The organism is Pseudomonas sp. P4_D7 (genome assembly GCF_056401755.1).
This window is the reverse complement of the sequence record NZ_JBFUIR010000022.1, coordinates 26,337-50,877: the sequence shown is the minus strand read 5'-3', so window position 1 is coordinate 50,877 and position 24,541 is coordinate 26,337. Positions and strand designations below refer to the sequence as shown.

Here is a 24,541-nt window from a genome sequence, read left to right as displayed (position 1 = left end):
TGGCGGTGTAGCCTGCTACTCGGCGCCCCCGGCTTTCATCAGCCTGTAAAAATCCTCCAGCGCGCCGCGAAACTGTGCCAGGGAAAAACTGGCCGGGCGGCTATCGGCGTCCCACCGCGTGCTGATGCCGACTTCCAGGCCGCTGGAAACGCTCAAACCAAACCGACGCCAGTGCAAAGTGTCGCCATCGATCACCTGTTCGGTCATCAGCACAAAGCAATCGAAGTTCATGTCATCGCTGCAGACCAGCAGCGGTACAAGCGTGGACGAACCGTGTTCTGCAGGCGCGAAACGGCGTTGGGCGAGGGCGTCTTCTTCCTCGTCCAGCAACCACATCAACGACAAACCATTCAAGTCGAGGTCGGGATATTCGAGATGCTCGTTGAGCCATTGCTCGATGGGGATGCCGTCGATAAACAGCCAGGCGCAGGCGCTACGGTTGCATTTCGCCTGGTGATAATCGGCGTGGATACGGTGGAGCATTGGAGAGTCCATGATCAATAGAGGATTGGCGGGTGAATCAGTGCGAAAATGCCCACGCCCGACTGAACCACCGAACAGGTTATCGCCAGCCTTGAGGGATACTGAAGGCCGACTTGCACCAGGCGTATTTAAACGCTGTTGAACCTAGGCCGCTGGATAGCTGAACGGCTCCAGAAAAATCTGTGGATCCACCCACAATCTCAGGCCAAAGGGAATGACTGAGTAACCGTCATATCGCCCGGTGAAGGTGTTCGACGCGGCGAATTCAACAAATTTCCCGCGTTTATCGTCAATCACACGGATACCGGGGCAGCCCAGCATTGTGTATTTGATAATGGGGTTGGGTAATGATCTTTCCCAGACCTGAATCTCTACATCCGAATCGTATTGCCAGATCGTCAGCTTCAGGCTGATAGAACCCTGTTCGATCAAGTATTGATGGGATGTTCCATGCCCGTCCTGATCGGGAATCACGCCTAGCGCAGTAATAAGGTCAAAAGGGTCCCATGTGAGCAGCGGCATAGCGTTTCCTTGGTCTGGAATCTGCGTTTATGGTACTCATCACTGACCTGTAAAAGTACACTCGCGTACTACTTCCGAGAGGAGCCACAACCCATGACCACTCAAACCGAAACCGCCATYCTCGCCGGCGGYTGCTTCTGGGGCATGCAGGATCTGCTGCGGCGCTATCCCGGCGTGTTGCAGACTCGCGTCGGTTACAGCGGCGGCGACGTGCCGAACGCTACTTATCGCAACCATGGTGACCACGCCGAAGCTATCGAAATCGTTTTCGATCCTGCGGTGATCAGCTATCGGCAGATCCTCGAGTTCTTCTTCCAGATCCACGACCCGAGCACAGCCAACCGGCAGGGCAATGACCTCGGGCGCAGCTATCGTTCGGCGATTTACTACCTCAGCGAAGAACAGCGCGATGTCGCTGAAGACACCGCGGCCGACGTCGACGCCTCAAAACTGTGGCCGGGCCCGGTGGTGACCGAAATCGAATCGGCGGGGCCGTTCTGGGAAGCGGAGCCGGAGCATCAGGATTACCTTGAGCGTATTCCGAATGGCTACACCTGCCATTTCATTCGGCCGAACTGGAAACTGCCGAAACGCGGGTGAGTCCATAACGACCTCAAACAACAGAACCTCGAATATGAATCATGAACTTTGGCTCGAACCCGATGGCTGTCAGACCTTTTGTCTGGCCGGTGCTCAAGGTGATAGTGCGCGTGCACTTATGGGGTCGGACGCGAAGCTTGTTTGGGAGGTCGAGGCTGACAGTTATTTCGAAGCGATGACCAAGTACTATGCGCACATGCAGTGGGGCGAGTACCAGACTGACTTTCCCGAACAAGACAAGACGTCCTACAGAGACCTGGGCTGGGCGATCTGTCGCCCATCCAGCGCCAGCACATAAGCACTGACATTGAGCTGTCGATGCGACTGGGCTGAACCCTCCTTTCGGGGCCATCTGTTGCAGGATGGCGCCCGAGTGGAGCGGCAACGGTGTTCAATTCACACGCGTACTCACGACTTCCCCGGTGGCGGTGTCCTCCAGCCAGACTTGCAGACGATTGAGGCCAACGTATTGCGAGCGCGCCATGATTTTCTGGCCCGGCTTGCCATCGAACTTCAGATCCGCATACATGAAATGTAGCGGCAATCGGTATTCCAGTTGGATGGTATAGGTGCCCGGTTTTAGCACCGCGCGCTGCGGCGAATCGTTTTTGTAGTAGTACGTGGAGAACGGGATGTTGCCGACTTTTTCATCGTTGATCCGGATGATGTTCAGGTTCGCCTCGCCGTCGGCAAAGTGCCGCTGGGGCCTGCCGGCATAGGTGTCGGTTTCGACCACGGTGTAGCGCGACTCGTCTGCTGCGGTGGTGGCGCCGACGTTGGAATACGCCGGCATTTCTGCGCAACCTTGCAGGCACAACAGCGCCATGACCAAGGGAAGGACAATCTTTTTCATCGATAAAACCTGTTTTTACTCAAAGTTGATTCACGATCAGACGGGCGTCTGACTTTATTGATCTGCTGACTGCGAGAGGGCGTTTGCCAACAGAGCGCCAGCGCTCAAGCCTTGCCCAGGCCAAACAATGAACGCAGCTTGCTGCCCCAGCTGCGCTCATAGAAGGGCGTTGTTTGCTTGAGAAAGTAATCGCTCAGCCCCGACTCACCTTCGCAGACGCGGAACAGGTCAACGGGCTCGCCATCCGGCGCCGTGTCCCCGGCGACATTGCCGGCTTCGCGCATGACCCGCTGAACATCGCCGTCCGCCTCGATCCCGACGATCAAGTGCGGTTTTTCGTCCACCGAAGTGTCGTGCATCAACGCCAGAAACCCACGCTTCACATTGCGATGTTTGGCGAGTAACTGCGTCAGCGAATGGATCATTTGTGTCGGGTATTGCGAAGGCTGGCCGAGCAGCACTTTGGTTTCTTTTTCGACGGTGCGTGAGGTGGCGGTCTGGCCGACTTCATCGGAAAGCAGATTGGCCACTTCCTGCGGGAAGAACTCTTTGCCGTAAGGCGATTTCGGGTTCAGAAAAAGCTGCGCGCCCAGCGTCATCTCGAACAGAGACCTGGCCGGCAACTCCAGATACGTCTCTTCACTGTTGATCGACTGTTGCAGGGTTTGCAGTGACGAAAAGAACGGAATGACCGAGGTGCCATCCGGTTTTTCCCAATGCGCGATGCTGATGTTGCTGCCGGCTTCGAGATTGACCACGCCGTCTGCCGTGCCCGTGGTGCCGAGGATGTAAACCGGCGAGTTCAGCAGTGTGGTGAAGAACTCAGGCCGGTGCGCGGGCTCGTCGGCGGCCAGCCTGAGCGATTTTTCCAGTGGGTTTTCTTGCGGGCTATCCATAATGTCCATCCGTGACTCGCTAGAAAATTGCTGACTTGGGTTTTCGCCACCGGCTCGTGTCAGAGCAGACTCCACGACACCCCGACATACACACCCATCCCTTCACCCGGCGTCGACCGCGCCGCATCCAGCCCTTTGTCGTCATACCCCGGCGTCACCGTGGCGGCGTAGTGCTTGTTGCTCAGATTGCGCATATCCACCCACGTCTGCCAGTCACCTTTCGGCGCGTTGTAGCCGAGTGTCGCGCCGAACAGGGCGTAAGGGTCGGCGTAGTAGCTGTTGGCGTAATCCACGGCAACTTTCGACACCAGTTGCGTGTTGACCGCGGCGAAGAAGCCCTGAGGCCAGTCGTAGCGCAACTCGCCCTGGTAGTAATGCATCGGCAAGCCGGGCAGGCGATTATCGCCAAAACGATCATCGTCGCGATAGTGGAAATCGCTGAAGGTATACGCCTGACGCAGGCGCAACTGGCGGCCATCGGCGGCAGACCAGAGTTGGCTGTTGAGACTCGCTTCGACACCTTGGTGCACGGTCGGGCTGGCGTTCAACTCATACGGCGTGACGGCATTGGCATCCGGCAACACCGACAGCAACTCATGCCGCACCTGCGCGTAATACCACGCCAGACTCCATTCGCCGACGGCGCTGTCGCCACGGCCACCCAGCTCCAGTGTGGTCGCGGTCTGGTTTTGCAGTTTGATCGGGTCTTTCTGCGTGCCGGTCGCCGCGCCGCTATCAAACGGGAAGCGCACGTTGGAGCTGTAGATCAGCGACCACGGGTGCGGCGCTTCAACCGAGCGGCTGAGGTTGCCGAACACTTGCAGGTCCGGGGTGATCTGGTAGCGCAGGCCCAGGCGCGGTGCGTAGTCCCAGTCGTTCATGCTGGTTTTGCCGCCGCTCTGCGGATAGGTCACGGCACTTTCGCGGCGGGTGTAGATAGCGGCGAGGCCCGTAGTCAGCCAGAGGTCGTCGGCGATTTCCAGGTCGTTACCAAAGTGCAGAACAGTGTCCGAGCCCTGATAGGTGAAGTTACGCATGCGCGTGCCCGGCACGTAGCTTGCGGTGTTGCCGGTAGGGATGCGCACAAACTCGCTGGCGCCGTCGTTGGGCAGGTGTTTGGTGACGCGCAGGCCGACGTTGCTGCGGCTTTCCATGCCGAAAATAGTGTCACGGCGTTTGTAGTCGAAGGTGCCGCTGACGTCGGTGTAGGCGACTTTCAAGAGGTTCGGGCCTTCGCGCAGGTCCATCGGGTAATCGTGATAGACGAGGCCGGTCTGGATGCTCGAGTCGTCGTCGATATAGAACGTAGTCTTGTTGCCGATGAAGGTGCTGCCCGGTTGCTTGCGGCTGTCATCGCGTGCCACATAGGACGGATTGGCCGCGCGAGGCGAGTGCTCGATGGAGTGCTTGGTCACGCGACCGGCGAGGTCGTTGTCGGTCTCGCGGTAGCGGATATAGAAGCGGGTTTCCAGGTTCGGGTTGAAGCGATAGCCGAAATTGGCGATCACGCCTTTGCTCTCGCTGGCGGTGTGATCCTGATAGCCGTCGGCGTTGGAATCAGTCAGCGACACGTAGTAATCGAAATCGCCGAGCACTTGTCCAGAACTGACCTGGCGCTGCTGATAGCCGTGGCTGCCGGTGGCATAACGCACTTGCAGTTTCGGCGCGTTGTAGCCGGTGTGGCTGACGTAATCGATGGCGCCGCCCAGTGCCAGCGAACCGCGATCAAAGCCGTTGGCGCCGCGCAGTACTTCAACGTGATCGACCCACAGCGGTTCGAGCAATTCATACGGCGTGCCGCCCGGGCCAGTCAGAGGCAGGCCGTCGAGCATCGTGTACAGCCCCGACGCATGGGCGCCCGGCGCGCGGTTAATGCCCGAGCCACGCACCGAGATCTTCACGCCTTCGTTGCCCGCCGACTGCGCATAAACGCCCGGCTGATAGGCCAGCACATCCTGATTGCTCGCCACGCGGCCCTGCAACGGCTGACGCATGTCGACCACGTTGGTGCCGCCGGGGACCTGTTCAAGACGGGTTTTGGCCTCTTCAATACTCGCGTCTGAGCCGCTTTGCTCGTCGGCCGAAATCAGCACTTGCCCCAGTTCCAGACCTTGAGTCTCGGCCATTGCCGGGCCGGCGAGAGCCAGACCGAGCAGGGCGGCGGGCAGGGATTTGGACGCGGGCATCGAGAAAACTCCAGGCAGACAAGGGCAGGGCAATGAACAGTGCGACGCAACAAAGAACGAAGGAAACACATGGCAATTTTGCTTTTTGCCCGGCAATGGCAAACAGCACGGCATGAACTAACCTCACGTGTCTGGTGTATCCCGTCAATCAACAGTCTGTTTCTGCATTTATTGGAGAGGGCCAAGGTCATGGCAAAAGGCAAAAAAAAGGCCGCCACAGCGCCTGAAAGTCTGAAGCTGAAAAACAAGGATTACCTCGACCAGTTGCGCAAACTGCACGTCGAACTGGTCAAGTTGCAGGACTGGGTGATCGCCAAGGGCGTCAAGGTCTGCATCGTTTTTGAAGGGCGCGATGGCGCCGGCAAGGGCGGCACGATCAAGGCGTTGACCGAGCGCGTCAGCACGCGTGTCTTTCGCGTGGTGGCGTTGCCGGCACCGACCGATCGCGAGAAAAGCCAGATGCATGTGCAGCGTTATCTGCCTTATCTACCGGCAGCGGGCGAAATAGTGATCTTCGATCGCAGCTGGTACAACCGCGCCGGTGTCGAGCGGGTGATGGGCTTCTGCACCGACGAGCAGGCTGACAAATTTCTCAAATCGATTCCCTTGGTTGAACACGCCATCGTCCAGTCCGGAGTGATCCTGCTCAAGTACTGGCTGGAAGTCAGCCCCGAAGAGCAGACCCGCCGGCTCRAAGCGCGAATCAACGATGGTCGCAAGACCTGGAAACTGACACCCATGGACTTGAAGTCCTACAGCCGCTGGTACGACTACTCACGGGCGCGGGATGAAATGTTTAAACACTCCGACACCGAACACGCGCCGTGGCTGGTGGCCGACTCCAACGACAAGCGCCGCGCACGGCTGAACATCATCACCGATGTGCTCAGCCGCATTCCGTATGAGGATGTGAAACGCGAGAAAATCGAGCTGCCCAAACGGCAGAAACCGGGCAAGTACCGGGATCCGGATTATCCATACCGGCGCGTGGCCGAGAAGTTCTGACAAACTGCCACAATCCCTGTAGGAGTGAGCCTGCTCGCGATAGCGGTGTGTCAGCCAACACATCCGCCACAGACGATCCGCCATCGCGAGCAGGCTCACTCCTACAGGGTTCGGTGGTGTATCCAAAGCAAACAGTCCATCCGTCGACTGCGCTGAACCACTGCGCTGACCTTTCTTTCTACCGGGGAAGTCCCTCACGAGATCATTCCCGATGTTCGATCAGCGCAAACAAGAAAAACTGGCGGCATGGCGAAAGCTGGCGACGCAATCGCAGATGCGTCTGGACCCGGAAGAGCAGTACGACGAACTGCTCAAGGCAGCCGACGAAATGGAGGAGCAGGGACTGATCACCAGCGCCGAGTGGCGGCAACTGGTGCGGGATGCGGGCAATGTATTCATCGGGGATACGGGGCGATCAAACGGTTGAACCCGCCGCAAACGGCTACAGCGATGGATCCGCCCTGTAGCCGTTCAGGTCACACGACCTGTCTTCGCTTTCAACTGTGCACCTCTGGAATCCTGCAGCAACCGCGCAAACGCTGCTTTGTCGATCGGCCGGCTCATGAAGTAACCCTGCACCTCATTGCATTGATCGACCCCGAGAATATCCAGCTGTTCTTCAGTTTCGACCCCTTCGGCAGTCACGGTCAGGCCCATGGCCTTGCCCAGGCCGATGATCGCCTGCACCACCGCGCGATCGTTAGTGCCGCTGCTGATCGAGGCGATAAAGCGCTTGTCGATCTTGATCCCGTCAAACGGGTAAGCGCGCAGGTAACCGAGCGATGAGTAACCGGTGCCGAAGTCGTCCATGTTCAGGCGCACACCCAATTCCTTCAGGGCATTCATGGTGGTCAGCGCGCAGTCGGTGTCGTTGAGCATCACGTTCTCGGTGATCTCCAGTTCCAGGCGACTGGCCGGGAAACGGGTCTGTACCAGCACTTCGCGAACATCCTCGACCACATCGCTGAGGGCAAATTGCGCCGGCGACAGATTGACCGACAGCAGGATGTCTTCCGGCCAGCCGAGCGCGGTTTCGCAGGCTTCGCGCAATACCCAGCGACTCAGCGGAACGATCAGATCGGTTTGCTCCGCCAACGGAATGAACAGGTCAGGGCCGAGCAGGCCCTTGGTCGGATGTTGCCAGCGCACCAGCGCTTCGACCGAAACGATGTGCTTGCCATCGACCTTGTAGCGCGGCTGATAGTGCAGGATGAATTCGTTGTGCTTGAGCGCGTGGCGCAGGTCATCCTCAAGTTGTCGGCGGGTCTGGATCTGATCGCTCATGTGCGCTTCGAAATAGCACCAGGTGTTCTTGCCCTCGGATTTGGCCTGATACAGGGCAATGTCGGCGTAACGGATCAGGTCGCTGGGCACATAACTGTGGCGCCGGCTGAGCGCGATGCCGATGCTGGCGCCGATGTGCAGCGGATGCTGCTCGAAGACCACCGGTTGATGCAGGCTGGCGATCAGGCGGGTGCAGAACTTGTCGATTTCGTGATGACTGTCCATGCCATTAAGCACCACGATGAATTCGTCGCCGCCCAGACGCGCGACGATGTCCAGTTCGCGAGTGCATTCACGCAGGCGTACGGCGACTTCCTGCAGCACGGCATCACCGGCCGGGTGGCCGAGCGAATCGTTGATCGGCTTGAAGTTGTCGAGGTCGATCATCAGCAACGACAGCGGCGGCGCGTGCTCCTTGAGCAGCAGCGCTTCATCCAGATAACGCGCGAGTTTGTTGCGATTGGGCAGGCCGGTGAGGGCGTCGTGCATCGACAGATGCTGGATTTGCGCATGTGCTGCCACTTCGTCGGTGATGTCGCTGGCGGTGCCGCGATAGCCGATGACCGCGTGCTTGTCGAAGATCGGCCGGGCGGAGAGCCGGCAGTGGCGTTGCTGGCCGGCGTGGTCACGGTAGGTGCAACGCAAGTCACTGGCGCTGTCTTGCTCGGTGAGATTCCTCAGCCACAGTTCCAGAGGCGTGGTGTCGCAAAACAGAAGTTGACCGATGTCTTGCCCCAGCCAGAGGGTTTGCGGGTAACCGGTCACTGCGCTGAAGCGTGCCGAAAGGTAGGTCAGTGCCAGGGTGCGGTCGACTTCCCAGATCCAGTCCGACGCGGCTTCGGCCACCGTGCGAAAGCGTTCTTCGCTGGCTTCCAGTTCGCGGTTGGCGTTCTCCAGTGCGTGATTGGAAGTCTGCATGACAGCAAAACTCTGATCGACGTACTGCGATGACCGCAACGCGTGGCGGAAGAAGTACGCGGTCAGCAGCATTAGCACCACTATCGTCGCGCCGAGTGGCGGCAACAATGACCACAATAAATGTTGCCCGGGCCGCTCCAGATCGGCGATCAGGCTGTAACCGGTGTTGTCCAGTGGCACCCGAGGGCGCTGCGGGTCGATGGTCTCGTCCGGCGCCAGGGTCAGGTTGTTCAAGCCGTAACCGCTGCCGATCAGACGCAATTTGGTCGGCGTGAGTTTGTCGACGAACACCAGCACCGAAGTTTTCTGCGGGTCGCCGAGTGGTCGCTCATCGTTGGGAATAATCGCTGCCGCCGAGACCAGCGCCGGCCAGCCTTCGAACAGTGAATAGCGGCTGACCGGCTTGGTCAGATCACCTTGGCCCAACGCTTGATCGAGTAACTCCGTGGCGCTCACCTGCACGAACGCGGACAACTCGGCAGCGACCATTTGCCCGCGCACCACCGCGTAACGGGTGCCTTCACGGTTGAGCACGAACACGCCGTCATAGCCGTCACTGGTGAACAGGGTCTTGCCGAGGTTCTGTTCGGTGTAGGCCCAGTCGGTGTCGACCTGACCGCTCAAATGCTCGTAGGCCGTGGTCCAGTAGGCGTAGCTGGTGATGTAGTTTTTCGAGGCGGTGATGCGGTTTTCCAGCGCGCGAGCGGAATAGAAGCGGGTTTTGTTGATCTCGTCGTTGTCGAGGCGTTCGGCAATGCCGAGCAAGGCCACGGCGGCAGCAATCACGCCACTGACAAACAGCGCACCGACCGCGAAGGCCAGGCGGCGGGTGACGGCGCTCTGGCGCGGTGGAAGCGGGGCTGCAAAGCTGGAAAGGTCCATGTGCTCGTCCTTGATCCGCTGTCTTCTGAATCTAGAACCACGGCGCGGGCGCAATGTTCAGATTCTTCTGGGGGACTGCATTGAAAGCGTAGTGAAACCCGCGTGATTTGCCTCCCCGAGTGCAGCGCGCCGATCAGCGGCGATTCCCGAAAGGGCAAGACTTCCCGCGCAAAAACCGGATAATGGCGGCCATTCGTTTAGCCGTATTCTGGTAATCCCGCATGGAAATCAAGGTCAATTTTCTCGACAACCTTCGACTTGAAGCCAAGTTCGACGACTTCACGGTGATCGCCGATCAGCCCATTCGCTACAAAGGCGATGGCTCGGCGCCGGGGCCGTTCGACTACTTTCTGGCGTCGTCGGCGTTGTGTGCGGCGTACTTTGTGAAGTTGTACTGCGACACGCGCAACATCCCGACGGAAAACATTCGCCTGTCGCAGAACAACATCGTCGACCCGGAAAACCGCTACAACCAGATCTTCAAGATCCAGGTGGAATTACCGGCGGACATCTCCGAGAAAGATCGCCAGGGCATCCTGCGTTCCATTGATCGCTGCACGGTGAAGAAGGTTGTGCAGACTGGGCCGGAATTCATCATCGAAGAAGTCGACAACCTCGACGCCGATGCCCAGGCGCTGTTGATGCCGGTTGCCGGTTCGGACGCAGGCACCTTCATCGCCGGCAAGGACCTGCCGCTGGAGCAGACCATCGCCAACATGTCGGGCATCCTCGCCGACCTCGGCATGAAGATTGAAATCGCTTCGTGGCGCAACATCGTGCCCAACGTCTGGTCGCTGCACATTCGCGATGCGCATTCGCCAATGTGCTTCACCAACGGCAAGGGCGCGACCAAAGAAGGCGCTCTGGCCTCGGCGCTGGGCGAGTTCATCGAGCGCCTGAACTGCAACTTCTTCTACAACGATCAGTTCTGGGGCGAAGAAATCGCCAACGCCGAGTTCGTGCATTACCCGGACGAGAAGTGGTTCAAGCCAGGGCCAAAGGACGAGTTGCCGAGCGAAATTCTCGACGAGTACACCCTGAAGATTTACAACCGTGACGGCGAATTGCGTGGCTCGAACCTGTTCGACACCAACTCCGGCAACACCCAGCGTGGCATCTGCTCGCTGCCGTTCGTGCGCCAGTCCGACAACGAAGTGGTGTACTTCCCGTCCAACCTGATCGAAAACCTTTACCTCAGCAACGGCATGAGCGCCGGCAATACCCTGGCCGAAGCGCAAGTGCAGTGCCTGTCGGAGATCTTTGAGCGCGCGGTCAAACGCGAAATCCTTGAAGGCGAAATGGCCCTGCCGGACGTGCCGCAAGAAGTGCTGGAGAAATACCCGAGCATCCTCGCAGGCATCAAAGGCCTGGAAGAGCAGGGCTTCCCGGTGCTGGTCAAGGATGCGTCGCTGGGCGGCGAATTCCCGGTGATGTGCGTGACCCTGATGAACCCGCGCACCGGCGGCGTGTTCGCCTCGTTCGGCGCGCACCCGAGCCTGGAAGTGGCGCTGGAGCGCAGCCTCACCGAACTGTTGCAGGGCCGCAGTTTCGAAGGCCTCAATGACTTGCCGCAACCGACCTTCTCCGGCCAGGCTGTCACTGAACCGAACAACTTTGTCGAGCACTTCATCGATTCCAGCGGTGTGGTGTCGTGGCGCTTCTTCAGTGCCAAACCGGACTTCGAATTCGTCGAGTGGGACTTCTCCGGCCAAGGCGAAAACTCCAACGCCGAAGAGGCTGCAACGCTGTTTGGCATCCTCGAAGACATGGGCAAAGAAGTCTATATGGCGGTCTACGAGCACATCGGCGCCAAGGCCTGTCGCATCCTGGTGCCAGACTACTCGGAGATCTACCCGGTCGAAGACCTGATCTGGGACAACACCAACAAAGCCCTGCAATTCCGTGCCGACATCCTCAACCTGCACACCCTGAGCAAGGTCGGCCTGCGCAACCTCGCCCAAGGCCTGGAAAACAGCGAGCAGGACGATTACACCGAGATCACCACGCTGATCGGCGTCGAGTTCGACGACAACACGCCGTGGGGCAAGCTGACCATTCTGGAGCTGCGCCTGCTGATCTGCCTCGCGCTGCAGAAGTACGAACAGGCTAAAGACCTGGTCGAAGCGTTCCTGCAATACAACGACAACACCGTCGAGCGCGGCTTGTTCTATCAAGCGGTCAACGTAGTGTTGGAGATGGAGTTGGACGAGGATCTGCAACTGGAAGACTACGAAGCCAACTTCCGCCGCATGTTCGGTGACGAGCGTATGGATGCAGCGATTGGCTCGGTCAACGGCAGCGTGCGCTTCCATGGCCTGACGCCGACGAGCATGAAGCTGGAAGGACTGGATCGGCATTTGCGCTTGATCGAGAGCTATAAAAAGCTGCACACGGCGCGGGCGAATGTGACGGCTTCTTCGCACTGACTACATTATTTCCGCTGACCAGAAAAGCCAGGCAGTTGCCTGGCTTTTCTTTACGCGCGATGTTTTGCCTATTCAGCAAAACTGCGTTGATGCAACGTCAACGAGAGTAAGGCTATCTGGAGATTTTTCGTCGATTGACGATGAAAACGCTTTTTAGCAACTGCGCAAGAAGTTGCGCAGTTGTTTCCAGAAAACATTCCTGAAAATCGCTACAGGCCACGCCGTTCAGGGCGTGCAGCCAAGTGCGCAACTTCTTGCGCAGTACTGCGCAAGAAGTTGCGCACTTACGACGACTCTTCCTGGCTGCAATAGCTACTTTTGTTGAAGTTGTTTACACAAGTTGTTGATGAACAATGGCAATGTAATGACTGGCATGAAAGTTGATATATCCAAATTCGCACGGACAGGCAATGGTGCCTGTCGCTTGTGTCTTTTGAGCAAGGAGAGCATTCCATGGCAACCCCCGCGTACATGTCCGTCACTGGCGAAAAACAAGGCCTGATCACTGCCGGCGCATTTACTGCCGATTCCGTTGGCAACACCTTTCAAGAAGGCCACGAAGACCAGGTGATGGTTCAGGCGTTCACCCACGACGTGATCATCCCGCGTGACCCGCAATCCGGTCAGCCAACCGGTCAGCGCGTGCACAAGCCTGTGGTGATCACCAAGGTCTACGACAAGGCTTCGCCTCTGCTGCAAGCCGCTCTGACCTCCGGCGAACGCATGAGCGAAATCGTTATCCAGTGGTACCGCACTTCGGCGCAAGGCACCCAAGAGCATTACTACACCACCAAACTGGAAGACGCGATCATCGTCGCCATCAACAACAAAATGCACAACTGCCAGGATCCAGGCAACGCGCACTTCACCCACCTGGAAGAAGTGCAGTTCACCTACCGTAAAATCACCTGGACCCACGAAGTCTCCGGTACTTCGGGTTCCGATGACTGGCGTGCTCCAGTCGTTTAATCGCGGCTGATAGTGATACCGACTCGACCAGTCTGACTGGTCGAGTTCACTGTTCGATCAAGCAATTCTTCGCCTCAGGCTCTTGCACCCTGAGGCGTGTTGCAGCACTGCGCGAGGGACAAGGGAATGTTCTCACCGGCCAACCAGCCTCATTTCAATCTGACCGTTGATGGTGTCGACAGCGACTTTCAGGTGCTGTCGTTCACCGGTCGTGAGGCCCTTAACACGCCGTTCGAATTCGAGCTGGAACTGGTCAGTGAAAAGGCCTCGATCAACCTCGAAAGCGTGCTGCACAAACTGGCGTTTCTTCAGCTGTCGCCAACCGGCACTGGCATTCACGGGCTGGTCTACAGCATCGCCCAGGGCGAGGCGGGCAAGCGCCTGACCCGCTACAAGATTTCCCTGCGCCCGCAACTGGCGTACCTCGCGCATCGAGTCAATCAGCGCATCTTCCAGCAGATGACCGTGCAGCAGATCATCAGCCAGGTCCTGGAAGAACACGGCATCCTCGCCAGCGATTACCACTTCCAGCTCAGCGCGATTTATCCGGAACGGATCTACTGCGTGCAGTACGACGAGTCGGACCTGGATTTCATCCAGCGCCTGTGTGAAGAAGAGGGCATTCACTACCACTTCCAGCACACGTCCAGCGGCCACAAACTGACCTTCGGCGATGACCAGACGGTGTTCCCGAAACTCGCGCCAGTGGCCTATCAGCAGGACTCCGGACTGGTCGCCGACAAACCGGTGGTCAAGCGTTTTGGCCTGCGTCTGGCCACCCGCACCAGTCGCACCACGCGCCGCGATTACGATTTCGTCAAACCGAAGATCGAGCTGGAAAGCGACGCCAAAAGCAGCGCCCAACCGGACCTCGAAGACTACGATTACCCGGGTCGTTTCGTTGATCGCGAGCGCGGTAAACACCTGGCCAATCGCGCGCTGGAACGCCATCGCAGCGACTATCGTCTGGCCGAAGGCAACAGCGATCAGCCGATTCTGGTCAGCGGGCATTTCCTCGCCCTGACCGACCACGCCAACCCGACGTGGAATGACCTCTGGCTGCTCACCGAAATCTTCCACGAAGGCAAGCAGCCGCAGGTGCTCGAAGAGTCGGTGACCAGCGACACCACCGACCTCAAGGACGATTTCCACCAGGGCTACCGCAACCGCTTCAGCGCCATCCCGTGGGATGTGCCGTACCGTCCGCCGCTCGATCACCCGAAACCGAAAGTCCTCGGCACGCAAAGTGCGGTGGTCTGCGGCCCTGAAGGCGAAGAGATCTACTGCGACCAGTACGGCCGGGTGAAAGTGCAGTTCTTCTGGGACCGCGAAGGCAAACACGACGACATGACCAGTTGCTGGATGCGCGTCGCGTCGAGTTGGGCGGCGGAAACCTTCGGTTCGATCAACATTCCACGGGTCGGCATGGAGGTGTTGATCACCTTCCTCGAAGGCGATCCCGACCAGCCGCTGATCACCGGTTGCCTGTACCACGGCGCGAATCTGCCGCCGTACAAACTGCCGGATTTCAAGACCCTGGCCACGGTCAAGAGCAAGGAATACAAGGGCAGCCGCGCCAACGAACTGCGCATCGACGACACCACCAGCGAGATCAGCATTGCGCTGCGCAGCGACCACGGCGCCAGTGCGATCAATCTCGGTTATCTGACCCATCCGCGCCCGAGCGGCGGTCAACCGCGCGGCGAAGGTTTTGAGTTGAGAACCGACCGCCACGGCGCAGTACGTGCCGGGGCCGGTCTGTTGATCACCACCGAGCCACGGCCGAACGAATCCAAGCACCACAAGGATCTGCCGGAAACTGCCGAGCGCCTCGCCACGGCCAGCGATCAGCAGGACGGTTTTGCCGTTCAGGCCAAAGAGCTTCAGGCCCAAGAGGCCGGCGATCAGGACGACGTGGCCAAAGCGCTGCACGCCCAGCACCAAGGCGTACTCGGCAGCGGTCCGGCCAACCTCACCGCCAACGAATTTCCCGAGTTCACCGAGCCGCATCTGGTCCTCGCCAGCCCGGCCGGCATCGCCCTGACCACGCCGCGCTCCAGCCACATCGCCACTGGCGAACATTTGGCATTGAGCAGCACCGGCCACACCAGCCTGTCGATCGGCAAACGCCTGTTGGCCAGCGCCAGTCGCGGCATGCGCCTGTTCGTGCAAAGCATGGGCTGGCGTCTGGTTGCAGCGTCCGGCGACATCGATGTGCGCGCACTCAAGGACAGCATCAACCTGCTGGCCAAACTCAACATCACTGCCAATGCCGACCGCATCACCATCACCGCGAAAACCGAACTGGTGATCCAGGGCGGCGGCAGCGCCACCACCTACAACGCCGGCGGCATCACCCACGCCACCAGCGGCCCGTACACCGCGCACGCGGCGAACTTCGCCTACACCGGCGCGAAATCTTTGGCGGGGGTATTCCCGGAACCGCCGAAACCGGGCAAGGGCAACCTGGAATTGTTCAACCAGTACGCCGGGCGTCAGGGCATCAAGGAAGGCGATTACGAAGTCATCGATGCCCTGGGCAAAAGCATCAAGGGCAAGCTCGATGGCAAAGGTTTCGCCAGCGTCACCGGCGCCGCACCGGGGCCGGCGCAAGTGCTGTTCGGCAAGGATCCGGCGGATACGTGGAGCGATGGCAGTTACATCGGCAAACCTGAGTGGCCGTTGAATCCGCCGGGGGCTGAAGACGTGCCGAGCCAAGTGCAGGCGATGGTCGCGCAGGTCTTGCCGAGCAAGAGTTGGGACATGTTGGAGAAGGGCAAGGACATGGCGCAAACAGGGATGAGTGCGATGCAGACGGCGCAAGGTGCGATGCAAACAGCGCAGCAGGTTAAGGGTGTTGTGCAGGGTGGCGCGGCTGGATTGCCGAAATTGGCGAGTGCGGCGTTGCCGAGTGCGTCGAGCATCCTCGGCGCCGCGAGCAAGAACGGCAAGTTGCCGAGTTTGCCTGCCGTTTCGTTGCCCAAAAACGCGATTCAAACGCCCGGCCTGAGTCCGGCCTCAAGCTTGCTGCCAGATGAGTTCATGTCATGACTACTCCGACTCCTGCGCCCGATAAAAAACGTGAACCCCAGGTTGCTGTCGTTCCGCTCAACACCATCGATATTCAAGACGTCGGTCGCGGCGCCGCCAAATTCGATGCCTGGCTGCAGTCGATCAGTGGCGGGGTTGTCACGCTCGACCGTGTGAAGAACGTTGCCGGCGCCTTGCCGGTGGTGGGTAACATCATGGCGCTGGTCGACGCCCTTGGCGACATCGTGACCCTGGCCAAAAGCAAGCAGCGCCAAGTGCTGGACTGGGTCAGCCTAGGGATCAACCTGATTGGCGTACTGCCGGCCCCTCCAACCATGGCATCGGCACGCATGACGCTGCGTCCGACATTGGGCCTGGTGCGCCAGGAACTGCGTAACAGCGCGAAGATGCTTCTGGGTGATTCGCTGATCGAAGTGTTGATCGGGCATTTGAACGCGACCATTGTCGGCACGATCGATGACTTCGTAAAACAGGCGCAGCCCAAACTCGCTGGCATTCTCGACGACGCTGGCAAACTGGGCCAGAGCGCGGTGAACGAGATTGCCAAGGGGCTGGAAACCGTCGTCAATGGCAAACTCGATGCCAAGGGCGACCTCAACGCTGCGGGTTCAAAGATCACGGCGGCGCGCAGCCAGTTACTGCATGACCCCAAAGCGGCCATCGGCAACATCTTTGGTGCAGCGTTCAGTGCCTACAAGGCCGCCGGCAAAGGCGTAGCCAACAGCGCAGCGAAAAACCTGCTGCCGGAAAAAGCCAAGGCATTGGTGCTCAGCAATACGTCCATGCTGCGGACTTTGGGCGTAGAGCTGCGAACTCAGCTGAAGAAGCTCAGCGATCCGGGTGTTCAACACTCCATCGGCTGGCTGTTGCAGATGCTCGGTGGCGCCGTGGTCACCTGGCGTAAGCGCAAGGCGCATGGTCAGAGTACGAACGTCAAACCCGGCGGCACCACCCAGGCCAAGCGCAAGGCCGGGGAAGGTCAGCTTGAGATGCAGTCCAAGCAAGCCGGGGCGAAAGCCGACCCTAATTGCAGAAAAAACGTGGTGTGCCCGATTACCGCGCACAGCATCAGTTTCTCGATGGGCTCGGAGACTTTCCGTCACACTGATTTCAGCCTGCCGGGCCCGTTCCCGATCAACTGGACGCGCACGTATTACTCGCGCCTGGAGGCCTATGACAAAGGGGACATGGGCGCTCGCTGGATTACCGAATTCACCACCCGTTTCGATCGCGTCGATGACGGCCTGGTGTTTCACGCGGCAGATGGACGTAGCCACAATTACCCACTGCCCAAAGTCGGTGAGGCCCATTACGACCCGGTTGAAAGCCTGACGCTGGTGCGGGTCGACGAAAACCGGCTGGTGCTGTGCAGCGGTATCGAGCGCAAGGAAACCTACGTGCGCCGCGGTCAGCGTTACGTGCTGATCGGTATCGTCCTGCGCAGCGGTGCCGGGGTCATGCTTCACTACGAACACCGTCATGACGACGAGGCGGTGTTGTCGGATCTGATTACCTACGAAGGCGATATCAGCAACGTCCACTTGCAGCTCGGCACCCTGCTCGACGCGCAAGGGCACCTGATCGGTCTCTGGGAAATTCGCGACGGTGCACCCAAGCGTCAATTGTGTGCCTATCGCTACGACGCCAGCGGTGATCTGATCCAGGCCCAGGATGAAAACGGCGCGGCCTGGAATTATCAATACCAGCACCATCTGGTCACGCGTTACACCGATCGCACCGGGCGCGGGATGAACCTGCAATGGCAAGGTCAGGGCGCTGATGCCAAAGCCGTCCGCGAATGGGCGGATGACGGCAGTTTCGATACCCGGCTGGAATGGGACGAAAACATCCGCCTGACGTATGTCACCGATGCCCATGGCAACGAGACCTGGCACTACTACGACATCCTTGGCTACACCTATCGCATTCGACACCCGGATGAACGCTCGGAATGGCTGTTTCGCGATGAGGCGAAAAACGTCGTGCGCCATGTGCACACCGACGGCAGCATCGACCGCTTCAGCTATGACGAACGGGGCAATGTGCTTGAGCATATTCGTGCCGACGACACCGTCGTGCATTTTGCGTATGACGATCAAGATCAGTTGATCAAGATCAGCGACGCCGAAGGCGGGCTCTGGCTGCGCGACTATGATGCTCACGGCAATCTGGAGAAAGCCATTGACCCATTGGGCAACCAGACCGAATACGCCTACACCTCGGCAGGCCTGCTCAAAGCGATCAAGGACGCCAACGGCGCCGAGAAGAAACTTGAATACAACGATGCCGGTCAACTGACGAAATATACCGACTGCTCCGGCAAGGCCAGTACCTGGGAGTACAACAGTCTTGGGCAGTTGATTTGCTTCACCGACGCGGCCGGGCAAAGCACCGAGTACCAATACCGTGCCGGCCAGCGGGTGCTGATCAGGCATCCGGATAAAACCGAAGAACGTTTCACTTACGATGCTGAAGGTCGTTTGCTGGCGCATGTCGACGGGCTGGACCGCTGCACCTCCTGGCGTTACACGGCTGCGGGGCTGGTGGCCGAGCGAGTGGATGCCACGGAGCAGACGTTGCGCTATCGCTGGGACCGACTGGGGCGGCTGACCGCCCTGGAAAACGAGAACCAGCAGCGGGTGCAGTTCGAGTACGATCCGGTAGGGCGCTTGCTCCATGAAACCGGCTTCGATGGGCGCAGCAAACACTATCGCTATGACACCGAGACCGGGCGATTGGCCTCCATTCGCGACGGCGAGCGCCTCACCGAATTCCAGTTCGACCCGATGAACCGGATGATCAGCCGTTTGGCGACGCTGGGCAGCGAGTCGCAAGCGGAAACCTTCGCCTACGATGGTAACGGCAACCTGGTGCTGGCCAGTAACGATCAGAGCCGCTTGCAGTGGTTCCATGACCCGGCTGGCAACCTGCTGCGCGAACATCAGCATTTTCTGGGGTTGGAAAAACCCTCGGTCGCGATCTGGCGACATGAATACGATGCGCTCAATCAGCGAGTGGCCACGCTGCGTCCGGACGGTCATCGGGTCAGTTGGCTGACTTACGGCAGCGGTCATCTGTTGGGCATGCGCCTCGATGAACATGACCTTATCGGTTTCGAGCGCGACGACCTGCATCGTGAAGTTGCGCGGCATCAGGGCAATCATCTGTTGCAAACCCAGCAGTGGGACCCCGCCGGACGTTTGCAGGAGCAACTGCTGGGGCGCGCCGACGATAAGCGCACTGTCCTCAAACGCGAGTATCAGTACGATGCGGCAGGTCAGTTGCGCGGTATTGACGATACTCGCCGAGGGACGTTGGCTTATCAATACGACCCGGTCGGTCGTCTGCTTCAGGCGAGCAGTCGCCTGGGTGTGGAAACCTTTGCCTTCGACCCGGCTGGCAATCTGCTCGACGATACGGCCCGGCAAACCCGACGCCCGCTGGATCAGGACCCGACCCGCAGCAAGCTTCTGGATAACCTGCTGCGCGAGTACGCCGGCACTCATTATGAGTATGACGAGCGGGGCAACCTGATCCAGCGCTGGCATAACGGCAGTTACAGCCGGCTGCGCTGGGATCTGTTCGACCGTCTGGTGCATTTTGACGACGCCCGTCTGGAGGTCGATTACGCCTACGATGCGCTGGGCCGCAGGGTTTACAAACACTCCCGTGCGCACTTTAAACAGCACCCTGAAGCCGGCTCTCAATGGAACCATCACGAATACGCACGCAAGCAGCGCGAGTCGGGTTGCGGCTTCACGTTATATGGTTGGGACGGTGACGTTCTAGCCTGGGAAAGTAGCCTCGCACAGGTGGATGGTGACTATGGTCGTACCGTGCATTACGTGTACGAGCCTGGCACCTTTGTGCCTGTCGCTCAGGCACTGCGGCATCAGGCAATCAAACTGTCGGAGCAGCCCGACTACAGCGACGAATATCGACTGGACGATGATCCGTTGTGGAACCACGCACCCAAGGCCCAACCGATCGATGAGTTGAGCTGGTATCAGTGCGATCACTTGGGCACGCCACAGGAACTGACTGACCAGCGAGGTGAAATCGTCTGGAGTGCGCAATACAAGGCGTGGGGCCAAGTTCAGGAACAGCGTTCAGATCGGGCCAGGCAACAAGGGCTGACGAATCCACTGCGTTTTCAGGGGCAGTACCATGACCATGAGACGGGCCTGCATTACAACCGCTACAGGTACTACGATCCGCAGGTCGGTCGTTTCATCAGCAAAGACCCGATCAGCTATGCCGGTGGCTTGAATCTTTATGTCTATGCACCAAACCCGACGGGCTGGATCGATCCGCTGGGCCTGGAAACCTGTGATCCACGGCAGCAACTGGCTGACCGCAGGAAAGCCTTGGGTCTACCCGTCGCAGGTTCTGCCAATGACACATCGACATTGTCTTTATTGAGGGTCAATGGTCAGAGTTTCGAGGGTATAAACTCAGGTGATCAGAATCCCAAGACGGCGATTACCCTCGATCGGGTAAATGCGCAAACCAAAACCCACGCGGAGGCTGAAGCGGTGCAACATGCCGTGAATGCGGGCATGGCAGGTAAAGCCGAAAGTGCCGAAATGTGGGTCGACCGCGATCCGTGCAAGGCTTGTGGGTTGCCGGGCGCAGGGGGTATTCGTTCACTGGCTCGAAATCTGGGATGTAATATTACCGTGCATTCACCCAGTGGCAGCCGAACTTACACACCAACGAAGTAGTGATCATGAAGCTGGAAAAAATCATAGAAGACGAAGCAAAGGGCGAGACTTTCAAAGAGCGAGAGCACTTGAGTCCCGACCGCGCAAAGGTACTCGAAACTCTGGATCGACTGGATGGAAAGGCGTGCAGTTCGACACTGTTTTTGCTCGATGACGATAACTACATGAGCGTGGGCGGGGGGAACGACCATCGCTATGTTGTGTTTATCGCGGTCAACGTCGACGAGAAGCTGTACACACTGACCACTCCTGATGCATCAAGCGATGAGACGGTTGATGTCGTCGTCGGTGGGCAGTCCGGGAGTTACCCGAAAAACCAGGTTGTCGGCAAAGAAAGTGCCCGGAAAGCGTTGCTGTATTTTTGCGAACACGGCAAAGCGGACCCGGGATTGGCGTGGGAGATTGAAGAATGAGGGGGCGAAGGTCAGACCGTCGGGCCTGATTGAACGGCAAAGGAGTGATGCTGTGAAAGACGCGATTCGCTTGGGTGACTCCACCACGCATGGTGGCACGGTCCTTGAGGCATTCTCTCAAACCGATCTCAATGGCAAGCCCATTGCCGGTGTCGGACACAAGGTAAGCTGCCCTCTGTGCAAAGGGATTTTCCCCATCGCCGAGGGCAGTAGCACTTACACCGTTGATGGCACGCCTGTGGCGTTGGACGGCATGAAAACCGCTTGTGGCGCCGCTCTGATTGCCAGCGGCCCCAAAGGGGCTGTGGTCAGTTGAACAGTCGCCAGGGCCTGCCGGTAACGGTTGGACAAGGCAGGCAGGCTCGCCAGGTTTATCGCCCGTGTGCCGCATCCGCCAGTTGCCCGGTATCGACACGCACAAATACCGAATCGCCCACCGCCGTCAGCACTTCACCGGCAAACACCTCACAAATCACTCGCGTCTTGCGCCCGACGTCACCCTCGACTTTCGCGCGCAGAGTCAGCGTCACGCCCATCGGTGTCGGCTTGATGAATTTGATGCCGAGGTTACCGGTGACGCAGTCGATGCGTGGCAGGCTGCCGGGTTCGCGGTGTTCGGCGCGGTAGTGGTAGGCCATGGCCGTCCAGTTGGAATGGCAGTCGACCAGCATCGCGAGCAGGCCGCCGTAGACCAGGTCCGGCCAGCCGCAATACTTGGCGTCCGGCAGGTGTTCGGCGATCACGTGAACGCCGTCTTCGTGCCAGTGGCTTTTGACGTGCAGACCGTGCGGGTTGCGGCCACCGCAGCCGTAGCAAACGCCTTCGGGTGCTGCGAGGTCTTGCAAAGGGGTAACGAGGCTGGACATGGTTTTTATTATCCTGGAGGAGTGAGTCTGGTCAGGCGCAGACGATTGCGTCCGCCGCGTTTCGATTCGTAGAGAGCGGCGTCGCCTTGTTCGATCAGCGCCGTCAGGTGCGCGGGCGGCTTGTCGAACAGGCTGGCGCCGATGCTCAGGGTCACCGCAGCGGTGGTCGGGAACGTCTGGGAGGTCATGCTCAGAAACTGCTCACGCAACGCGTTGCCCAGTTCCAGGACGCGCTCACCCGAGGTGCTGCTGAGCAAAATGACAAACTCGTCACCGCCCAGGCGTGCGGTCAGCGCATTGCGCGGCAGCACCGAGCGGATCATCTCGCTCAAGGTAATGAGCAAACGATCGCCAGCGGTGTGGCCGTATTGGTCGTTGACCAGTTTGAAGTTGTCGATGTCGATCAGCAGCAAGGCGCCGGGATGCGCCGGCGAAACCTGTTCGAACAGGCGCGGCGCGCGTTTTTCCAGGGCGCGGCGGTTATACAAAGCGGTCAGCGGGTCGCGTTCGGCGAGGCGGGCGATCTGTTTTTCGCGGCGATAACGCTCGGTGCCGGTCATCGACAGGGCGATCAACATGATTGCCATCGCGCCCTCGACCAGGGAAATCTGAATGATCTCGCCGCGAAACGCCGCCAGATCGATCAGCGTGCCGGGGATCACCACTGTCAGCGCTTTGGCCACGTAGAAAATACCGTGACCGAGCAGCACATAGCGCAACTGCACCGCGCCGACGCTCAACGATTTGCCATGGGGGCGCAGCAGCGAGCTGGCCTTGAGGGTCGACAGCGCCACCAGCAACGAATTGGCCGCCAGCATGACCTTCGACCACAGCGGCCCCTCCGGCAACAGCAGCAAGACCAGCCAGGTGACAAAGATCAGGTACCAGGCCGTCGACAAGCGTATCTGCGTGAAACGCGCCACGCCGAGCAGAAACAGGAAATGCGCGGTCACCAGCAGGCCGTTGGCGAACCAGATGCCGATCAGCAAAAAGCCGCTGCTGCGCAGCAGGGCCAGGGTGGAACCGACCGTGATGGTGGCAAAACCGGCGCTCCAGAACAGCAGCGAAGGCTCACGAATGCTGCGCCATTCGATCGCCAGGTACAGCGCTGCGGCGGCTGCGAGGGCGATGGAAAGGGTCAGCATCGTAGGTGGGTCGAGCGGCATTTCTTGATGAGCCTGTCTGAGTGGCAGTTTGACCGGCGATTGTAAGCGTTCGGGCGGCTTTTTCGCAGAGGTCGTGTTGCCGCGCAGATCATTGGCAGCGGGGAGGGCGCGGTCGCTCACCGCCACCCTGACCGCCGTGCCGATGGGTCATGGCTTGGGCTCAAGCCAGGTGTCGACAACTCGGCGATCCAGCTCTTCCCAATAGGCCATGCCCAGCACCCGGGTGGTGTTAAGCCCGCGCAGGTAACCGCGCAACTGGTTGGCGGTGTCTTGGATGAGCTGCGGGTCGGTAATGCCTTTGTCCAGCAATACGCTTTCGTACTGAACCAGGTATTCGGCCACACGCTCGCGAAAATCGGGCAGAACGGCGTCACGGATCAGGTCAAACGTTCTCAAGGCGAACTCCTCATGGGCTGTTTTTCTCGTTGTGGTTGAGTGTGTAGCAGTCTGCACGTCGCGCAACTATTGCTAGAAGTAATAGTGACCATCACGAAACGCAAGTTCTGCTTTGTCGGCATTCGGCGGAAAATCGTTTCCATCGAACACGCAGCTCAAGGAATTTGCGCGATGAACACCCTGACCCGACTGGCTTTTGTCGCCCTGCTGACAGGCGGCGCACTGTTCACAGCTCCGACTTACGCAGCCGACGCCGGGTCGTGTCACTTCCAGACCATCACGGGCAGCAGCGCCACGTTGCAGCATTCGCAAACCGTGGGTGTGTTGCTCAGCGAGAACACCCTGGACAACCTGCAATACCTTGAGCGTTACCACAACATGGCGGTCAACGGCGCGAAAGACGCGCTGGATTCGCGGATTCGTGAAGCGTTCGTCGACAGTTCCGATCCGGAACTGGCCATCGACTGGCTGGTGAGTTCGCTGCAACAGCAGTTCTTGTCGGTGACCGTTTACGACAACCTTGATGCTTTGGTACAGGCGCATCCGGACGTGGTGGTGAAACTCGACACCTTCAACCGCTTGCTGACGCAGCGCAACAGTCTGGTTGAAGCGCGTTTTACCGCACGCTTCTACGACGCCGACCTGCAATACATCGGCAAGGCAGAAGGCGCCGTCGAGAAGCAGTTGCCTTCGGTCTGGGTGCATAACCAGGCGGCACCGGCCATCGCTGCACAGATCGGCAAGCAGCGTGACCTGCAACTCAACGCGTTGAAGCAATTCGATGTGTCGCTCAAGGCGCTGGTAGCGTCGAGCTGATCACTTAAAACATAAATGGCGACGGCGGCTCCGTGAGGCTGAACCGTTGCCGGTTGAACCGAACCTTTATTTTCAGGATGACACC

Annotated in this window: 20 protein-coding genes; 11 read left to right on the top strand and 9 right to left on the bottom strand. The window is 59.1% G+C overall.

All coding sequences use genetic code 11. From position 1 onward, the window contains the following. Positions 1-15: 15 nt before the first annotated feature. Entirely contained in the window at positions 16-483 is a 468-nt protein-coding gene (locus tag AC1DVF_RS15890; protein ID WP_093433260.1) for a hypothetical protein, read from the bottom strand. A gap of 144 nt (positions 484-627) precedes the next feature. Continuing rightward, positions 628-1,005: a hypothetical protein gene (locus AC1DVF_RS15885; RefSeq protein WP_477782752.1), complete on the bottom strand. Its 378-nt coding sequence runs from the start codon at positions 1,003-1,005 to the stop codon at positions 628-630. Between the two features lie 93 nt (positions 1,006-1,098). Between AC1DVF_RS15885 and msrA the strand changes: the two genes are divergently transcribed. Both msrA and AC1DVF_RS15875 read left to right on the top strand, forming a co-directional pair. Next, complete coding sequence (gene msrA / locus AC1DVF_RS15880) at positions 1,099-1,605, top strand: peptide-methionine (S)-S-oxide reductase MsrA (RefSeq protein WP_220558768.1); 507 nt, start codon at positions 1,099-1,101, stop codon at positions 1,603-1,605. Positions 1,606-1,639: 34 nt separating this feature from the next. Beyond that, positions 1,640-1,903 carry a hypothetical protein gene (locus AC1DVF_RS15875; protein ID WP_099758971.1) on the top strand — a complete coding sequence of 88 codons (264 nt, stop codon included), beginning with the start codon at positions 1,640-1,642 and terminating at the stop codon, positions 1,901-1,903. 93 nt (positions 1,904-1,996) lie between these two features. Here the strand turns inward: AC1DVF_RS15875 and AC1DVF_RS15870 are convergent, their stop codons facing one another. From AC1DVF_RS15870 to AC1DVF_RS15860, 3 genes are all read right to left on the bottom strand, one after another. After that, positions 1,997-2,458, bottom strand: coding sequence for a hypothetical protein (locus tag AC1DVF_RS15870; RefSeq protein ID WP_093433250.1), 462 nt, complete (start codon positions 2,456-2,458; stop codon positions 1,997-1,999). 104 nt (positions 2,459-2,562) lie between these two features. After that, entirely contained in the window at positions 2,563-3,354 is a 792-nt protein-coding gene (gene sseB, locus AC1DVF_RS15865) for an enhanced serine sensitivity protein SseB (protein WP_477782751.1), read from the bottom strand. A gap of 59 nt (positions 3,355-3,413) precedes the next feature. Then, complete coding sequence (locus tag AC1DVF_RS15860; RefSeq protein WP_477782750.1) at positions 3,414-5,540, bottom strand: TonB-dependent receptor family protein; 2,127 nt, start codon at positions 5,538-5,540, stop codon at positions 3,414-3,416. A 189-nt stretch (positions 5,541-5,729) separates the two neighbouring features. On the opposite strand from AC1DVF_RS15860, the gene ppk2 reads away from it, so the two are divergent. Next, positions 5,730-6,545 carry a polyphosphate kinase 2 gene (gene ppk2, locus AC1DVF_RS15855; RefSeq protein ID WP_477782749.1) on the top strand — a complete coding sequence of 272 codons (816 nt, stop codon included), beginning with the start codon at positions 5,730-5,732 and terminating at the stop codon, positions 6,543-6,545. 211 nt (positions 6,546-6,756) lie between these two features. Next, entirely contained in the window at positions 6,757-6,972 is a 216-nt protein-coding gene (locus tag AC1DVF_RS15850) for a hypothetical protein (protein ID WP_093433233.1), read from the top strand. Positions 6,973-7,016: 44 nt separating this feature from the next. Here AC1DVF_RS15850 and AC1DVF_RS15845 read toward each other — a convergent pair whose 3' ends face one another. Further along, positions 7,017-9,629, bottom strand: a complete 2,613-nt coding sequence (locus AC1DVF_RS15845) for a bifunctional diguanylate cyclase/phosphodiesterase (protein ID WP_477782748.1) — start codon at positions 9,627-9,629, stop codon at positions 7,017-7,019. A 221-nt stretch (positions 9,630-9,850) separates the two neighbouring features. Here AC1DVF_RS15845 and AC1DVF_RS15840 point away from each other — a divergent pair, with 221 nt between their 5' ends. The 6 genes from AC1DVF_RS15840 to AC1DVF_RS15815 all read left to right on the top strand — a co-directional run bounded on the left by AC1DVF_RS15840 (position 9,851) and on the right by AC1DVF_RS15815 (position 21,528). Further along, positions 9,851-12,055 carry an OsmC domain/YcaO domain-containing protein gene (locus tag AC1DVF_RS15840; protein WP_477782747.1) on the top strand — a complete coding sequence of 735 codons (2,205 nt, stop codon included), beginning with the start codon at positions 9,851-9,853 and terminating at the stop codon, positions 12,053-12,055. A gap of 453 nt (positions 12,056-12,508) precedes the next feature. Continuing rightward, a complete protein-coding gene (locus tag AC1DVF_RS15835; protein ID WP_008084998.1) occupies positions 12,509-13,024 on the top strand; it encodes an Hcp family type VI secretion system effector in 516 nt (171 codons plus the stop codon). 126 nt (positions 13,025-13,150) lie between these two features. Next, positions 13,151-16,075, top strand: coding sequence for a type VI secretion system Vgr family protein (locus AC1DVF_RS15830; RefSeq protein ID WP_477782746.1), 2,925 nt, complete (start codon positions 13,151-13,153; stop codon positions 16,073-16,075). Beyond that, positions 16,072-20,799 (top strand): RHS repeat-associated core domain-containing protein, encoded by a 4,728-nt coding sequence (locus tag AC1DVF_RS15825; protein WP_477782745.1) that lies wholly within the window; start codon positions 16,072-16,074, stop codon positions 20,797-20,799. Before AC1DVF_RS15830 ends, AC1DVF_RS15825 begins: the two co-directional genes overlap by 4 nt. Before the next feature lie 5 nt (positions 20,800-20,804). Next, positions 20,805-21,212 (top strand): Imm1 family immunity protein, encoded by a 408-nt coding sequence (locus AC1DVF_RS15820; protein ID WP_093433218.1) that lies wholly within the window; start codon positions 20,805-20,807, stop codon positions 21,210-21,212. A gap of 52 nt (positions 21,213-21,264) precedes the next feature. Then, a complete protein-coding gene (locus AC1DVF_RS15815; protein ID WP_093433215.1) occupies positions 21,265-21,528 on the top strand; it encodes a PAAR domain-containing protein in 264 nt (87 codons plus the stop codon). Positions 21,529-21,583: 55 nt separating this feature from the next. On the opposite strand, the gene AC1DVF_RS15810 is transcribed toward AC1DVF_RS15815, so the two are convergent. The 3 genes from AC1DVF_RS15810 to AC1DVF_RS15800 form a co-directional block, all read right to left on the bottom strand. Then, the gene (locus tag AC1DVF_RS15810) at positions 21,584-22,078 is read right to left on the bottom strand and encodes a PaaI family thioesterase (RefSeq protein ID WP_477782744.1); all 495 of its coding nucleotides are present in this window, start codon (positions 22,076-22,078) and stop codon (positions 21,584-21,586) included. A gap of 8 nt (positions 22,079-22,086) precedes the next feature. Beyond that, positions 22,087-23,244 (bottom strand): GGDEF domain-containing protein, encoded by a 1,158-nt coding sequence (locus tag AC1DVF_RS15805; RefSeq protein ID WP_477782743.1) that lies wholly within the window; start codon positions 23,242-23,244, stop codon positions 22,087-22,089. A 147-nt stretch (positions 23,245-23,391) separates the two neighbouring features. Beyond that, positions 23,392-23,640, bottom strand: coding sequence for a hypothetical protein (locus AC1DVF_RS15800; RefSeq protein ID WP_093433206.1), 249 nt, complete (start codon positions 23,638-23,640; stop codon positions 23,392-23,394). A 171-nt stretch (positions 23,641-23,811) separates the two neighbouring features. Between AC1DVF_RS15800 and AC1DVF_RS15795 the strand changes: the two genes are divergently transcribed. Then, positions 23,812-24,456 (top strand): ATPase, encoded by a 645-nt coding sequence (locus AC1DVF_RS15795; RefSeq protein WP_093433203.1) that lies wholly within the window; start codon positions 23,812-23,814, stop codon positions 24,454-24,456. Positions 24,457-24,541: the final 85 nt, after the last annotated feature.

What these genes read in the sequence shown, in the direction of transcription:
- AC1DVF_RS15890 (WP_093433260.1), bottom strand. Translation starts at nt 483, where the DNA reads ATGCTCCACCGTATCCACGCCGATTATCACCAGGCGAAATGCAACCGT.
- AC1DVF_RS15885 (WP_477782752.1), bottom strand. Translation starts at nt 1,005, where the DNA reads ATGCCGCTGCTCACATGGGACCCTTTTGACCTTATTACTGCGCTAGGC.
- AC1DVF_RS15875 (WP_099758971.1), top strand. Translation starts at nt 1,640, where the DNA reads ATGAATCATGAACTTTGGCTCGAACCCGATGGCTGTCAGACCTTTTGT.
- AC1DVF_RS15870 (WP_093433250.1), bottom strand. Translation starts at nt 2,458, where the DNA reads ATGAAAAAGATTGTCCTTCCCTTGGTCATGGCGCTGTTGTGCCTGCAA.
- sseB (WP_477782751.1), bottom strand. Translation starts at nt 3,354, where the DNA reads ATGGATAGCCCGCAAGAAAACCCACTGGAAAAATCGCTCAGGCTGGCC.
- AC1DVF_RS15860 (WP_477782750.1), bottom strand. Translation starts at nt 5,540, where the DNA reads ATGCCCGCGTCCAAATCCCTGCCCGCCGCCCTGCTCGGTCTGGCTCTC.
- AC1DVF_RS15850 (WP_093433233.1), top strand. Translation starts at nt 6,757, where the DNA reads ATGTTCGATCAGCGCAAACAAGAAAAACTGGCGGCATGGCGAAAGCTG.
- AC1DVF_RS15845 (WP_477782748.1), bottom strand. Translation starts at nt 9,629, where the DNA reads ATGGACCTTTCCAGCTTTGCAGCCCCGCTTCCACCGCGCCAGAGCGCC.
- AC1DVF_RS15840 (WP_477782747.1), top strand. Translation starts at nt 9,851, where the DNA reads ATGGAAATCAAGGTCAATTTTCTCGACAACCTTCGACTTGAAGCCAAG.
- AC1DVF_RS15835 (WP_008084998.1), top strand. Translation starts at nt 12,509, where the DNA reads ATGGCAACCCCCGCGTACATGTCCGTCACTGGCGAAAAACAAGGCCTG.
- AC1DVF_RS15830 (WP_477782746.1), top strand. Translation starts at nt 13,151, where the DNA reads ATGTTCTCACCGGCCAACCAGCCTCATTTCAATCTGACCGTTGATGGT.
- AC1DVF_RS15825 (WP_477782745.1), top strand. Translation starts at nt 16,072, where the DNA reads ATGACTACTCCGACTCCTGCGCCCGATAAAAAACGTGAACCCCAGGTT.
- AC1DVF_RS15820 (WP_093433218.1), top strand. Translation starts at nt 20,805, where the DNA reads ATGAAGCTGGAAAAAATCATAGAAGACGAAGCAAAGGGCGAGACTTTC.
- AC1DVF_RS15810 (WP_477782744.1), bottom strand. Translation starts at nt 22,078, where the DNA reads ATGTCCAGCCTCGTTACCCCTTTGCAAGACCTCGCAGCACCCGAAGGC.
- AC1DVF_RS15805 (WP_477782743.1), bottom strand. Translation starts at nt 23,244, where the DNA reads ATGCCGCTCGACCCACCTACGATGCTGACCCTTTCCATCGCCCTCGCA.
- AC1DVF_RS15795 (WP_093433203.1), top strand. Translation starts at nt 23,812, where the DNA reads ATGAACACCCTGACCCGACTGGCTTTTGTCGCCCTGCTGACAGGCGGC.